The following is a 13,961-nucleotide window of genomic DNA, read 5'->3' on the forward strand; positions in this document are numbered from 1 at the left end:
TCGCCTAGGGCGCGCCGTTGTAGACGCGCCCCAGGGGTATTCTCGTTTAGTTGCTGGCGCCGACCGCGGCGGCGACTTCCGCTGCGAAGTCGTCTTCCTTCTTCTCGATGCCCTCGCCCAGCGCGTAGCGGACGAAGCCGGTGACCTTGACGGGAGCCCCAAGGTCCTTCTCGGCCTTCTTGAGGATATCCGTGACGGTCGCCTTCCCGTCGATGACGAAGACCTGCTTGAGGAGAACCGCCTGGTTGACGAACTCCTTCTGCAGACGGCCCTCGCTCGCCTTGGCCAGGATCTCGTCAGTTTTGCCGGCGTTCTTCGGATCGGCCTTGGCCTGCGCGACGTAGATCGCGCGCTCGTGCTCGAGCGCTTCCTTCGACAGATCCTCGACGTTGACCACCTGCGGATTGGCCGCAGCGATGTGCATGGCGAGCTGACGCCCGAGGTTTTCGAGCGCTTTCTTGTCGCCGGTGCTCTCGACGGCAACCAGCACACCGATCTTGCCGAGGCCATCGGCGATCTTGTTGTGCACGTAGTCGGCAACGACCCCGTCCTTGACGGTAAGAGCCGCCGTACGGCGAAGGTTCATGTTCTCGCCGATGGTGGCGATCAGCTCCTTCACCTGCTCCTCGACGGTGGTCTTCTTGCCGGGGTAGGTGGTGGCGAGCAGCTTGGCGACGTCGCCCTGTGCGGCGCCGGAGAGCGAGGCGATCTTGGTCACCATCTCCTGGAACTGCTCATTGCGGGCGACGAAGTCGGTTTCCGAGTTGACCTCGACGACCGCGCCGGACTTGCCCGATGCGGTAACGCCGACAAGACCTTCGGCGGCAACGCGGCCTGCCTTCTTGGCGGCCTTCGATAGACCCTTCTTGCGCAGCCAGTCGATAGCGGCATCGATGTCGCCCTTCACCTCGGTCAGCGCCGCCTTGCAATCCATCATGCCGGCGCCGGTCTTTTCGCGCAGTTCCTTCACGAGACTCGCGGAAATCGTCATGTCTCAGCTCATTGCTTGGCGGGCGCGACTTGGCGCCCGCGGGTTGACTGGAAGCCGAAACCGCCGCCGCAGCGGCAGCGTTCTTAGACGGCCCTCGCCTCGACCAGCTTCTTGGCCTGCTCGCTCCACTTGTCGTTCTCGACCTGGCCCTTGAGCTTCAGCTTGCGATCGAGCGCCTGGGTCTGCTCGGCGTCGAGATCGGCGATCTGCCAGAAGTGGAACACACCGGCGTCGTTGAGGCGCTGCTCCAGCTTCGGCGTGATGCCGGTGATGCGCTTCAGGTCGTCCGGCTCGCCGCGAGCGGCTTCGATGCCCTTGAACACGACCGGCAGGTTCTCTCCCGGAGGCGCTTCGGAAGCGCCGACGTCGACGCCCGCCGACGTCTGGCTGCGCTCCAGGCCGTCGAGCGCGGCGCGGGCGATGAGATCGCAATAGAGCGTGATGGCGCGGCCGGCGTCGTCGTTGCCCGGGATCGGGTAGTCGATGCCGTCCGGATCGCAGTTGGTGTCGACGATGGCGACGATCGGAATGCCGAGCTTCTTGGCTTCCTGGATGGCAATGCTCTCCTTGTTCGTATCGATAACGAACAGGAGGTCAGGCGTGCCGCCCATGTCCTTGATACCGCCGAGAGCCTGGTTGAGCTTCTCGCGCTCGCGCGTCAGCGTCAGGATTTCCTTCTTCGTGCGACCTTGCGGATCGGCGAGAATGTCGTCCAGCTGGCGCAGACGGCGGATCGACTGGGAGATGGTCTTCCAGTTGGTCAGCGTGCCGCCGAACCAGCGATGATTGATGAAGTACTGGGCGCTGCGCTTGGCGCTGTCGGCGATCGAGTCCGAGGCCTGGCGCTTGGTGGCGACGTACAGCACGCGGCCGCCGCTGGCGACCGTGTCGGAGATCTTGACCAGCGCCTGATGCAGCATCGGCGTCGTCTGCGTCAGATCGATGATGTGAATGTTGTTGCGGGCGCCGTAGATGAAGGGCGCCATCTTGGGGTTCCAGCGATGCGACTGGTGACCGAAGTGCACGCCAGCTTCCAAAAGCTGACGCATGTTGAACGCGGGAAGCGCCATGGGTAGTCCTTTTCCGGTTGAGCCTCCGTGGACCGAAGAGGGCTATCCCTGCATAAAGGGAGTGGCCCACCGGAGCGCCTGGCGGGGCTTTTAATCCGCCCGGCGCGAGATCCACGTGTGAGATGGCCGCGCTTATAGAGTCTACACCTGCAAATGACAAGCTCGGCCCCGCCGCGGGCCTTCGTTAAGCCCGCCGGGGACGGAAAAGTGGCATGAACAACAGGGTTATTCACGTTCGGGCGCTGCAGCTCGGCGAGCGCATCGACGTCAAGGGGCTGGAGCGCGAGGACGCGTTTTCGAGCGTCCCGCTCGCCTTTCGGACCTCGGGCGACGGCGTCGCCGTGCTCTTCAAGTCGGGGGCGGCGGTATTCATCGCCATGAACCCCGTGGATGAGGAGGCGCTGATCCGCGGCCTCGCCGACCGGATCATCGAGCCCCTCGCCGACCGCGAGACCGAAAGCGTGCGCCTGATCGTCAAGGGCGAGGACGAGGGCATGCTCACCCCGACCGGCGACCTGCAGATCAAGGCGGCCGACAACGACCGGCTGCTGCTCGTTGCCGAGGCTTTGGCAATGAGCGTCGCCTTCGCCTACGACGAGCGGCGCATCGCGGTTGCCTTCGACCGCATCGAGGAAGTCGCCAAGACGCTGCAGAAGCGGCACCTTCCGCGCAGCCCGCAGGGCGATTTGCTAGAGCAGATCGGCGAAGCGCTGCTCATCCAGCAGCGGCTCGCAGAGCGCGTCGACCTCGACGACAAGCCAGACGTGTTGTGGGACCATCCGGAGCTCGAGCGCTTCTGGGCGCGTCTCGTCGACGAGTACGACCTCACCCAGCGCGGGCTCGCCATTTCGCGCAAGCTGGACGTGATCCGCGGCACCGCGGATACACTCACCGACCTCTTCGCGACGCGCACCTCTCACCGGCTGGAGTGGTACATCATCGCGCTGATCGGGATCGAGATCGGCCTCAGCCTCTACGATAGATTTTGGAAGTAATGGCACGAGATTCGGCAAGCCTCGAGTGCGGCGAGCGGTTCACAGCTGCTCGTTCTTGCTCGTCGCCGAGTTGAGCGGCAGGCACCCTTCGCGACTTCCCGCGAGAATCTTTCCTCCAGCATTGCGCAAGAGGAGCCGGCAATCCGTCTCCTCATTAGCGACATGGTGTCCAGCCGGCCGGCCGTGACACTCCGTTGCCTGTCGAGCGAGCCGCCGGATGCTTTCGGACAAAGATCTGAGCCTTGTCGCCTGGCTCCTCGAGCAACACCGCGAGCCGGCCGTCCTGCTCTTTTCGCCCTTTCCGCCACATGCGGCACCGAAGGTGCGCAGCAAGATCGGCGGTCGGCCTAATCTTCCGGGGGACTGCCCCTGGCCGATGGGAAGGCACCGCCGCCAGGCCGTGCCGCTGCATTTCCTGGCCCAGATCGATTGCGCGGAGCTGCCGCGCTTGAGCGATCGCCTGCCGGCGCGGGGCGTGCTGTTCTTCTTCGGCTGCGACATGGACCAGGATTGGAGCGCGAAAGATCCGCGCGACGACACACGCGTCCTCTACATCGAAAGGATGCCGGCCGAGACGCCGGACCGCGAGCCTCCGCAGGAGCTGCCGCCCCTCTACGAAGCCTATGCCGCGGGCGACGAGATCGCGGCCTACGGCGGCCTGCCCGGTGAAGAGGGTCCCAAGATCCACGTCGAGTGGCCCCTTGTTGCGACGCGGATCGATACCTGGCCGAGCGCCGGGGCGTTCCAAGACATCGGTGGCCACTTCGAGAAGGTATTCCCGCACCAAAGCCCTGCCGATGCGTGGTCCATGCTGGCGGAGAACCGTGACGAATTTCACGCCGCATCGAAGCAGAATGGGAGCATCGCCGAAGTCTACGACGAACGCGTGCGCTTCAAGCGGCTCGACGCTTTCGTGGCGGCGACGGGGACCACCAATCGGCAGAGAGCCTATCATCTGGGCTGGGAGCACAGCACGGGCAGGCGTTACGACGAGCCTTGGCGAACCGATGGCGTTCGTTTCCCGCAGCTCGGCATCATGATCGATCGCCTTGCGCGGCATGTCGTCAAAGAAGCGCAGTTCCTTGGTGAGGCCCGCGGCAAGGACCTCGGTCCAGAGGGCAAGCGGCACATCCACGCCATCGTCGGCGCGGCCCTGCAATGGATCGACCGCGCGCGAGAGATCGGGCCTTTGGGCAACCCGTCGGACGCCGACGGAAGGGCGTTGAACGCATGGCTCGCCACCATTCATGGCGAACAGCCTTTCCTTCCGTCGGCGCAGCCGAGAGTGGCGCTCAACATCGAAACCAACCGGCATGTCCGCGCGGCGCTCATCGACACCGTCAACGCGCTCGCAACAACGGCGCCCGAGAAATTCCCTGCCAGATACTATGATGCCCTTGCGGCGGACTTTACGCTGCTCTGGTCGGCAGGCATGCCGCAGCTGAGCCAGCATCAGATGCTCGGCCACGTCGCATCGAGCCAGGACGCCAAAGCTATCGACGATCCCGACATCTGCCTGCTGCGGCTGTCGTCGGACCCCATTCGGCAAATGGGCTTCGGCGACGCCGGCGAATGCACTTTCTGGATCAAGGCCGACGACCTTGCCGCCCTTAGCTTCGACAAGGCATGGGGCACCATCGTCGGTCACTGAGCGCCGCGAGCACCGTGCGCGGGAGGCAAGTGCTGGTCTATCGCGTCGGCGCGGAGACCGGCGTCACGGTCAGCTCGGCGCGCTGGTCCTTAGGCGTGCGGCGCGGGTTCGGCTCGGGCACGACCGCCGGCTGCTCGTTCTTGCTCGTTGCCGAGTTGAGCGGCAGACAGCCCTTGAAGCGCGGCGCCGCTTGCTCCGAGATGACGGCAATCGCGGTGAAGCCCTTGCTGCTCCACTCCTGCAGCACGGAGACGCGCTCTTCCGGCATGCCGATGCGCGCTTTCGTGCCGGCCTCGGCACCGTCCCAGACGTGGATGAAGATGCACGAGCCGGCCTTCGCACCGCGACGCGCCGGGTAGTCGACCATCAGCGCGCGTTTCAGGCCCGGCACCGCCGACATGTCCTCGGCGCTCTTCGTCGTCGCGGCGAGCTGCTTGCTGACGATCTTGCCATAGAACAGCGACGTCGGATCGTCGACGCAGAAGCTGCGGCCCGGCTCCAGCTTGGTGTAGCCGGCGACCTTGTTCGCCTCGAAGCCGAACGGCCCGGCAACGCGGAAAATGCCGGCCGGCGTGCGTTTGTCGCCTTCGCGCTTCACCGGCTCGTCCTTCTTGGCGAGGTAGTCGAAGTCCTCCGACCAACCGATACCTGTCGCGCCGACGACGGCGGCCTCAGGCGGCCCGGAGCGCAACCAGGTTGCATCGGCCGGGCTGCGCCGCTCGAAGGTGTGCAGCGTCCCCTTCACCGAGGTCATGTCGGGCACGGTGACGATGATGAGGCGCGTGGCCCGGTGCAGCGGGCGTGGGCAGTAGGTGGCGATCGCGTGAGGCGAGGACACGGCTGCTGCCGGCGACGACAAGGAGACGGCGAGCGCCGGCGAGGCGAAGGGCGCGAGCAGCAACGCGGCGCCGAGGACAGAGCGAAGCACGATACGAACCCCTTTGCACAAATTGTATCGAATAGGTGCTGGGGCTCAGCGTACGTTTAGATTTCTAACACTTCGGAAACGCCGGGCAGCGTCGACAGAACGCCCGCCATCGCTGGGGAGACGTCGTAGCGGCCGGCGGCGGAAAGCTCGACCTCCTTGCCGCGGTCGCCGAGCGGCAGCACGAAGCGGATCTCGCCTTTGCCGGGCTTCAGGCGCGCCTTGATCTGCGCGAGCGCGTTCGTGTTCTTCTCGATGACGCGCCGGTCGAGCACCAGCTTCAGGCCGCGCTGCACGCTGGCGACCGCCTTGTCGAGGGCCTCGATGCCCTCGACGCGCATCTTCACCGTATCGCCCTCGCGCTCGGCGGAGACCATGAGCTTCACCGGGGTGCCGGGCTCCAACAGGGCGCCCGCGGCGGCGAGCGTATCGGAGAAGATGACCGCCTCGAACTGGCCGGTCGTATCGGAGAACAACGCGAAGGCGAACTTGTTGCCCTTCTGCGAGCGGCGCTCGCGCGCGGCGATGACGATGCCGGCGAGCGCGCCCGAGGTGGCGCCGCGCTCGGTCATCGCCTCGAACTCGACGTAGCGTTTGACGCCCAGCTTCTGCAGCGCCTGCTCGTATTGATCGAGCGGATGCCCCGACAGATAGAAGCCGACGGCATCGAACTCGTGGCTGAGCCGCTCCATCGGGGTCCAGGCCGTCGCCGGCCGGAGTTGTAGCGACGGTTCCGCCTTGGCGCCACCCCCTCCACCCAGCGAGAAGAAGTCCGCCTGGCCGTCGGCCTTCTCCTGGTCCATCCGCTGCGCCAGCTCGAGAATCTGGTCGACGTTGGCGAGCACCAGCGCGCGATTGCCTTCCAGCCCGTCGAAGGCACCGGCTGCCCCGAGCGTCTCGATACCGCGCTTGTTGAGCGCCTTCGGATTGAGGCGTGCGGCGAAGTCGGCGAGCGACTTGTACGGGCCTTTCGCCTTGCGGTCCTCGACAATGGTGGCGACGGCGGACGCACCGATGTTCTTCAAGGCGGCGAGCGAATAGCGGATCGCGCCGGGCTTGCCTGCTTCCTTCGAGGCTTCGGCGAGGAAATCCACCTCCGAGGCATTGACCGACGGCGGCTGCACCGTAATGCCGCTCTTGCGCGCTTCCGCCGCGAACATGGAGAGCTTGTCGGTGTTGCTCATGTCGAGGGTCATGGAGGCGGCGAGGAACTCCTCGCGGTAGTTCGCCTTCATGTAGGCCGTGTGGTAGCTCACCAGCGCATAAGCCGCGGCGTGCGATTTGTTGAAGCCGTAGCCGGCGAACTTGTCGACCAGCTCGAAGATGTAGGTCGCGTCCCTCTTCGACACGCCCTTCGACATGGCGCCTTCGACGAACTTGGCCTGATGGCGCGCCATCTCCGCCTTGTCCTTCTTGCCCATGGCGCGGCGCAGAAGGTCGGCCTGGCCCAGCGTATACCCGCCCATCACCTGGGCGATCTGGATGACCTGCTCCTGATAGATGATGACGCCGTAGGTCTCCCTGAGGATGCCTTCCAGCATCGGATCGAGGCAGTCGACCGGCTCCTCGCCGTGCTTGCGGTTGATGTAGGTCGGGATGTTGTCCATAGGGCCGGGGCGGTAGAGCGCCACCATGGCGATGATGTCCTCGAAGCGGTCGGGCTTCAGCCGCTTGAGGCTCTCGCGCATGCCCGTCGATTCCAGCTGGAACACGCCGACCGTGTCCGCCTTCGCCAGCAGCTCGTAGGATTTCTTGTCGTCGAGCGGCAGCGCCAGCAGATCGACGTCGATGCGGCGCCCGCGTTTGACCAGCTCCACCGCCTTCTGCAGCACGGTGAGCGTCTTCAACCCGAGGAAGTCGAACTTCACGAGGCCCGCGGCCTCGACCAGCTTCCAGTTGAATTGCGTGACGGGCGAGTTCGTCTTCGGGTCGCGCGTCAGCGGCACCAGCTCGACCAGCGGCCGATCGCCGATGACCATGCCGGCGGCGTGCGTCGAGGCGTGGCGGTAGAGGCCTTCCAGCTTCTGCGCGATCTCGACGAGGCGAGCGACCATCGGGTCGGCGTCGATCTGCTCCTGCAGCTTCGGCTCGCTGGCGATAGCCTCGGGCAGCGTGACGGGATTGGCCGGATTGTTCGGCACCAGCTTGCACAGCCGGTCCACCTGCCCGTACGGCATCTGCAGCACGCGGCCGACATCGCGCAGCACCGCGCGCGCCTGCAGCTTGCCGTGGGTGATGATCTGCGCCACGCGGTCGTGGCCGTACTTGCTCTGCACGTAGCGGATCACCTCGTCACGGCGATCCTGGCAGAAGTCGATGTCGAAGTCCGGCATCGACACGCGTTCCGGATTGAGGAAGCGCTCGAACAGCAGTCCGAAGCGCAGCGGGTCGAGGTCGGTGATGGTCAGTGCCCAGGCGACGACGGAGCCGGCGCCCGAGCCGCGGCCCGGGCCCACCGGCACGCCCTGCCCCTTCGCCCACTTGATGAAGTCGGCGACGATGAGGAAGTAGCCCGGAAATTTCATGCCGGCGATGACGTCGAGCTCGTAGGCGAGCCGCTTTTCATAGTCCGCGCGCGTGAAGCCCTCGGCCGGTGCCGCGGCGGCAAGGCGTTCGGCGAGTCCGGCCTCCGCCTGGCGGCGCAGCTCGTTGGCTTCGAGCTTGGCAACCTCGTCGGCGCTCACGTCGCCCTTCGCGGCGACGAAGCGCGGCAGGATCGGCTTGCGGCCCTCCGGCCGGAAGGCGCAGCGCTTGGCGATCTCGATGGTGTTGTCGAGCGCCTCGGGCAGGTCGGCGAACACCTCCGCCATCGCCTCGCCGCTCTTGAAGTCGTGCTCGCACGTCACCCGCCGGCGATCGTCCTCGACCACGTAGCGGCCGGCGGCGATGCACAGCAGCGCGTCGTGCGCCTCGTAGTCGTCGGGCGAAGCGAAGTACGCTTCGTTGGTGGCGACGATGGGAATGCCCTTACCGTAGGCGAACGCGAGCAGTTGCGGTTCGACGTCGTGCTCCGACTTGAGCCCGTGCCGCTGCAGCTCGACGTACAGCCGGTCGCCGAACATTTTCTTCAGCAGGTCGATCCGCGCCTCGGCGAGCGCCTTCTGTCCGTCGCGCAGCGCCCGGTCGATCGGACCGTCGGGACCGCCGGTGAGCGCGATCAATCCGTCCGCATGCTCGGCCAGCACGGTGGCCTTCGAGTGCGCACCCTCAACGTCGTTCGTCTCGAGATGCGCACGGCTGACGAGCTTCATCAGGTTGGCGTAGCCCGCATCGTTCATGGCGAGCAGGGCAACGTTGCCGTCGCCGGGAATGCGCTGCGCCGGCGTGCCGCGCTCGGTCGCGTCGTGGCGGCGATCCTCGAAATCGATGGAGAGCACCACGCCGACGATCGGCTGGATGCCCGCGTCGGCCAACTTGTCGGAGAACTCGAGCGCGCCGTACAGATTGTTGGTGTCGGTCAGCCCGAGCGCTGGAAAGCTATGCGCGGCAGCAAGCTTCGCCAGCTTGCCGATGGGCAATGCGCCTTCCAGCAGCGAATAGGCGGAATGCACCTTGAGGTGCACGAAGCGCGCCCGCGCAGGCGTCGCGGGCTGACCGGAATCCGGCAGGCGAGTCGGAGCGTTCATGGCACATATTTAGACCAGCCGGGAAGGCAGCCCAAGGCTTGCCGTCCGCCTATCCCGCGGGAATCGCTCCGTTCACAGCACCGAGGGACGGCGTCACTCCGCTTTGCCCATCTGCTCGTTCATGGCGGCCATATCGGCCCACACGGCCTCGAAGATATGGCCGTCGGTGTCCTCGAAGGCGCGATTGTACATCCAGCCCATGTCCATGGGCGCGCGGACGTCGGCCTTCCCGCCGCTGGTCGCCGCTGCCTCGGCGATGGCGTCCACGGCTTCGCGGCTGTCGAGGGTGATTGCGAGTAGCACCTCACACGACTGGCGCGCGTCGGCGACCGGCTTCGGGGTGAAGGTCGCGAAGTAGTCGCGCGTCAGCAGATGGAAAGTGATGGCATCCGACCAGACCATGGAGGACGCCCGGTGGTCACTGAACTGCTCGTTCTTCACGCACCCGATCGCCTCGTAGAAGCGGGTCGCGGCGGCAAGATCCTCCACCGGCAGGTTCACGAAGATCATCTTGGGCATCATAGGTCCCCTTTGTCGGCTTCTCGGAGGTGCAGTCCCCCGCTTACATCGACACGACGAACGGCGTTTGCCGGATTCGACAGTCTGCTTGTATTTTTTTTGGAAGTCGGCCGCCGCCGGGGTCGCGCTAGCGCAGCGCCAGGGGCTGCACTTCGACCAGCATGCCGTTCTCCAGCCGCAGGACCCGGTCCATGCGCCGCGCGAGGTCGAGGTTGTGCGTGCAGATCAACGCCGCCACGCCCGTCGTGCGAATGAGGTGGATCAGCGCGTCGAACACGTGCTCGGCCGTGTGCGGGTCGAGATTGCCGGTCGGTTCGTCGGCGAGGATGAGCCGCGGGTCATTGGCCAGCGCGCGCGCGATGGCGGTGCGCTGCTGCTCGCCGCCCGAAAGCTGGGCCGGACGATGGTCGACGCGATCGGCAAGCCCCAGAGAGCCCAAGAGCTGCGCCGCCCGTTGGCGCGCCTGCTTCTTGGTGCGGCCGAGGATCAGCTGCGGGATCATGATGTTCTCCAGCGCCGAGAACTCAGGCAGCAGCTGGTGGAACTGATAGACGAAGCCCATCTGCACGCGACGCACGCGCGTGCGCTCGGCGTCGGGCATCCCGGTGCAGTCGCGGCCGTTGATGATGACGCGGCCGCCATCGGGCGTTTCCAAAAGGCCGGAGATGTGGAGCAGCGTCGACTTGCCGGCGCCCGACGGGCCGACCAGCGCCACCGCCTGCCCGGGGAAGATGTCGGCCGAGGCGCCGTTGAGCACCTCGATCTTGCGGGACCCCTGGTAGAAGGCGCGCACCAGGCGATCGAGCCGCAGCGCCGGTTGCGTGGCAAAGTCTCTCCCGGTGTCCCGCACGGCTAGGAGTTCCTCGGCCAGGGCTGTCATCCGACGTTCGCTCATTCGTAGCGCAGCGCCTCGACGGGATCGAGAGTTGAAGCGCGCCACGATGGATAGAGCGTGGCGAGCACGGACAGGGCAAGCGCCATGCCGACGATCGAAGCCGTCTCACGCGGCTCCATGTCGGCCGGCAGGCGCGTCAGATAGTAGACGTTCGGGTCGAACAGGGTCGTGTTCGACATCCACGAGACGAACTCGCGGATGTATTCGATGTTCAGACAGAAGACGATGCCGAGCACCAGGCCGGCCAAGGTGCCGACCACGCCGATCGAGGCGCCGGTGATCAGAAACACCCGCATGATCGAGCCGCGCGAAGCGCCCATGGTACGCAGGATGGCGACGTCGCGTCCCTTGTCCTTCACCAGCATCATCAATCCGGAGATGATGTTAAGCGCCGCGACCAGCACGATGAGCGAGAGGATGATGAACATCACGTTGCGCTCGACCTCGAGCACCGTGAAAAACGTCTCGTTGCGTGCCCGCCAGTCGGAGACGTGGTTGGCCGGACCCACCGCCCGCTTTATTTCGCGGACGAAATTATCGATGTGCTCGGGGTGGTCGACGATCACCTCGATGGCGTCCACCTCCGGCCCGCGCGAGAAGTAGCGCTGCGCTTCGAGCAGCGGCATGAAGACCATCGTGCGGTCGTATTCGGCCATGCCCATCTCGAACAGGGCGGCGACCACATACGGCTTGGTGCGCGGCGCGGTGCCGAACGGCGTCGAGGCCCCACGCGGCGAGACGAGCGTGATCGTGTCGCCGACGTTGACGCGCAGCATGTTGGCGAGGCGCGTGCCGATGGCGATGCCCGAGCCCTGCCCGAAACCGTCGAGCGAGCCGAAGCGGATGTTGTCGGCGAGGAGCGGCAGGGAGCGCATGCCCTCTTCAGACATGCCGCGCACGAGCGCACCCGTCGCCTGCACGGCCGAGGAGACCATCACCTGCCCCTCGATCAGCGGCATCGCCGACTTGATGCCGGTCATCTCATTGATGCGCTTCGTCACCTCGTCGTAGTCGTCGAACGGACCGCCGATCTTGTTGACGATGACGTGGCCATTGAGACCGAGGATCTTGGCGAACAGCTCGTTGCGGAATCCGTTCATCACCGCCATGACGATGATCAGCGTGGCGACGCCCAGCATGATGCCGGTGAACGAGAACCCGGCGATGACCGAAATGAAGCCTTCCGAGCGGCGGGCGCGCAGGTAGCGCAGCGCGAGCATCCACTCGAACAGGGTAAACGGCTTGGTGTCAGCAACGGCCGCTGTCATCCCCCCGAAACTCCTCCGCTTCTTGCGCTTCTTGGGTGGGCAGCACAGCTACCCCCGCAATCGGGCCAGATTGCGTTGCGCAAGGCCCCGTCTCAGACCATCGTCAATGGTGCGCCGATTGGGCCGCACTCGGCCCTAGTAGGCGCGTCCGATCAGCACATATTCACGCGCCGCATCACCGGTGAACAGGCACATTCCTTCCACGGGCTTCTGGTCGAGCGGCGCGTTGCGAATCGTCAACTTAAGCGCTTTCAGTCGCTCGGCAATTGCCTCCAGCTTGGCGCCTTCCGGCTTCGCCCAGGCGACGTAGGCCCAGCCCTTGAACGCTCCGCCTTCGTCCTCGGCGTCCGCAGCACCGAAATATTCGGCGAGTTCGTCGAAGGTCTTGATGCCGGTGACGATGTTGCCGTCGAGGCGTGCTTTCGCCTCGGCGAAAAGCTTGGCCTGGATGTCGTCGAGCAGCGCGGGCGCCCCGGCGACGAACTCGGCGACCGGCTTGGTGTGCGAGACGATCTTGTCGCCGTCGCGCAGGACGTCGCGGCGCATGAATGTGACGTTGCCGCCGGCGGCATCGCGGCCACCGATCTCGACGATCACCGGTGCGCCGCGGCGCACCCAGTTCCACCGCTTCTCAGCCGACTTGACCGGCTTGGCGTCGACCAGCACGCGGATGCCCTTCGCCTTCAGCTCCTTCTCGAGCGAGGCGCAGTAGTCGAGGAGGTCCTTGTCCTCGGGCTTGTCGCGCAGCATCGGCACGATGACGATCTGGCGTGGCGCGATCTTGGGCGGCATGCGCAGGCCGTCGTCGTCGCCGTGCGTCATGATCACGCCACCGATCAGCCGTGTCGACACGCCCCAGCTCGTCGTGTGGCAGTATTCGAGCTGGCCTTCACGGTTCTGGAACTGGATGTTCTGAGCTTCGGCGAAGTGGGTGCCGAGATAATGCGACGTGCCGGCCTGCAGGGCCTTGCCGTCCTGCATCATCGCTTCGATCGAATAGGTGTTGTCGGCACCGGGGAAGCGCTCGTTCGCCGGCTTCTCGCCGGCGATGACCGGCATCGCCAGCACGTTCTCGGCGAACTCGCGGTAGACCTCGAGCATCTTTCGCGTCTCGGCCATGGCGTCGTCGCGATCGGCGTGCGCCGTGTGCCCCTCCTGCCAGAGGAACTCGGTGGTGCGCAGGAACAGCCGCGTGCGCATCTCCCAGCGCACCACGTTGGCCCACTGGTTGATGAGCAGCGGCAGGTCGCGATAGCTCTTGATCCAGCGCTGGAACGCGTCGCCGATGATCGTCTCCGAGGTCGGCCGCACGATGAGCGGCTCCTCGAGCTTGGCCGCCGGGTCGACCACCAGCTTGCCGCCCTCGTTCTTCAGGCGGTGGTGGGTGACGACCGCCATCTCCTTGGCGAAGCCTTCGACGTGCTCGGCCTCCTTGGCGAGGAAGCTCATCGGGATGAACAGCGGGAAGTAGCAGTTCTCGTGCCCGGTATCCTTGATACGGGCGTCGAGTTCGGCCTGGATGCGCTCCCATACGCCCCAGCCCCACGGCTTGATGACCATGCAGCCGCGCACGGGGCTCGTCTCGGCCATGTCGCCGTCACGAACGGCGACTTGATACCACTCGGGAAAGTCCTGCTCGCGGGTAACGGAAAGCGCGCGCTTGCTCATCGGCCCGCCCTCCTCGGCGACTTAACCGGCACGGTGGGAAGGAGGGAACGGGAAAGGCGCATAGGAGCCGGATCGCTGTGTGTTTTCGGGCCGAGGACCCACGGTTCGGGCTGGTAGCCTTAATCCAGGCAGGTGGCAATCCCGGGCTGCTTACCACCCTGTGCGCACTCTCCACGCTCAGCCCACGTCCCTTCCCGACAGCGCCGACCTGATCTGCATCAGGTGCGCCGATGCCTTGATTGCACGCGCGAATTGAGCGTTGGCCGGAGCAAATTTTTTTTCGCAGCAGCGCATGAAGCCGCGTGACAGAAGGCCGCGCGTCGAGTAAACGTACTCGCCATAAGGGTGGGTCC

General features: G+C 65.6%; 10 protein-coding genes. 2 read left to right on the plus strand and 8 right to left on the minus strand.

Features of this window, described 5'->3' with window-relative positions; genetic code table 11:
* Nucleotides 1-46: 46 nt before the first annotated feature.
* Nucleotides 47-991 carry a translation elongation factor Ts gene (gene tsf / locus GIW81_RS03545; protein ID WP_154737951.1) on the minus strand — a complete coding sequence of 315 codons (945 nt, stop codon included), beginning with the start codon at nucleotides 989-991 and terminating at the stop codon, nucleotides 47-49.
* Nucleotides 992-1,074: 83 nt separating this feature from the next.
* Entirely contained in the window at nucleotides 1,075-2,061 is a 987-nt protein-coding gene (locus tag GIW81_RS03550; protein WP_154737952.1) for a 30S ribosomal protein S2, read from the minus strand.
* 212 nt (nucleotides 2,062-2,273) lie between these two features.
* Between GIW81_RS03550 and GIW81_RS03555 the strand changes: the two genes are divergently transcribed.
* Complete coding sequence (locus GIW81_RS03555; protein ID WP_154737953.1) at nucleotides 2,274-3,056, plus strand: RMD1 family protein; 783 nt, start codon at nucleotides 2,274-2,276, stop codon at nucleotides 3,054-3,056.
* 217 nt (nucleotides 3,057-3,273) lie between these two features.
* Nucleotides 3,274-4,707 carry a DUF1963 domain-containing protein gene (locus GIW81_RS03560; RefSeq protein WP_154737954.1) on the plus strand — a complete coding sequence of 478 codons (1,434 nt, stop codon included), beginning with the start codon at nucleotides 3,274-3,276 and terminating at the stop codon, nucleotides 4,705-4,707.
* Nucleotides 4,708-4,744: 37 nt separating this feature from the next.
* Here GIW81_RS03560 and GIW81_RS03565 read toward each other — a convergent pair whose 3' ends face one another.
* From GIW81_RS03565 to proS, 6 genes are all read right to left on the minus strand, one after another.
* On the minus strand, nucleotides 4,745-5,635 hold the full coding sequence (locus GIW81_RS03565) for a hypothetical protein (RefSeq protein WP_154737955.1): 891 nt from the start codon (nucleotides 5,633-5,635) through the stop codon (nucleotides 4,745-4,747).
* Between the two features lie 56 nt (nucleotides 5,636-5,691).
* Nucleotides 5,692-9,258, minus strand: coding sequence for a DNA polymerase III subunit alpha (gene dnaE, locus GIW81_RS03570; RefSeq protein ID WP_154737956.1), 3,567 nt, complete (start codon nucleotides 9,256-9,258; stop codon nucleotides 5,692-5,694).
* 93 nt (nucleotides 9,259-9,351) lie between these two features.
* Nucleotides 9,352-9,777: a VOC family protein gene (locus tag GIW81_RS03575; protein WP_154737957.1), complete on the minus strand. Its 426-nt coding sequence runs from the start codon at nucleotides 9,775-9,777 to the stop codon at nucleotides 9,352-9,354.
* A gap of 127 nt (nucleotides 9,778-9,904) precedes the next feature.
* Complete coding sequence (locus GIW81_RS03580) at nucleotides 9,905-10,657, minus strand: ABC transporter ATP-binding protein (RefSeq protein WP_154737958.1); 753 nt, start codon at nucleotides 10,655-10,657, stop codon at nucleotides 9,905-9,907.
* Nucleotides 10,658-10,668: 11 nt separating this feature from the next.
* Nucleotides 10,669-11,940 carry a lipoprotein-releasing ABC transporter permease subunit gene (locus tag GIW81_RS03585; protein WP_154737959.1) on the minus strand — a complete coding sequence of 424 codons (1,272 nt, stop codon included), beginning with the start codon at nucleotides 11,938-11,940 and terminating at the stop codon, nucleotides 10,669-10,671.
* Between the two features lie 135 nt (nucleotides 11,941-12,075).
* Entirely contained in the window at nucleotides 12,076-13,608 is a 1,533-nt protein-coding gene (proS, locus tag GIW81_RS03590) for a proline--tRNA ligase (RefSeq protein WP_154737960.1), read from the minus strand.
* Between the last annotated feature and the right edge of the window lie 353 nt (nucleotides 13,609-13,961).

Source organism: Hyphomicrobium album, from assembly GCF_009708035.1.
Taxonomy (GTDB): domain Bacteria; phylum Pseudomonadota; class Alphaproteobacteria; order Rhizobiales; family Hyphomicrobiaceae; genus Hyphomicrobium_A; species Hyphomicrobium_A album.

Coding starts and splice junctions, on each gene's coding strand:
- tsf (WP_154737951.1), bottom strand. CDS start 991: ATGACGATTTCCGCGAGTCTCGTGAAGGAACTGCGCGAAAAGACCGGC.
- GIW81_RS03550 (WP_154737952.1), bottom strand. CDS start 2,061: ATGGCGCTTCCCGCGTTCAACATGCGTCAGCTTTTGGAAGCTGGCGTG.
- GIW81_RS03555 (WP_154737953.1), top strand. CDS start 2,274: ATGAACAACAGGGTTATTCACGTTCGGGCGCTGCAGCTCGGCGAGCGC.
- GIW81_RS03560 (WP_154737954.1), top strand. CDS start 3,274: ATGCTTTCGGACAAAGATCTGAGCCTTGTCGCCTGGCTCCTCGAGCAA.
- dnaE (WP_154737956.1), bottom strand. CDS start 9,258: ATGAACGCTCCGACTCGCCTGCCGGATTCCGGTCAGCCCGCGACGCCT.
- GIW81_RS03575 (WP_154737957.1), bottom strand. CDS start 9,777: ATGCCCAAGATGATCTTCGTGAACCTGCCGGTGGAGGATCTTGCCGCC.
- GIW81_RS03580 (WP_154737958.1), bottom strand. CDS start 10,657: ATGACAGCCCTGGCCGAGGAACTCCTAGCCGTGCGGGACACCGGGAGA.
- GIW81_RS03585 (WP_154737959.1), bottom strand. CDS start 11,940: ATGACAGCGGCCGTTGCTGACACCAAGCCGTTTACCCTGTTCGAGTGG.
- proS (WP_154737960.1), bottom strand. CDS start 13,608: ATGAGCAAGCGCGCGCTTTCCGTTACCCGCGAGCAGGACTTTCCCGAG.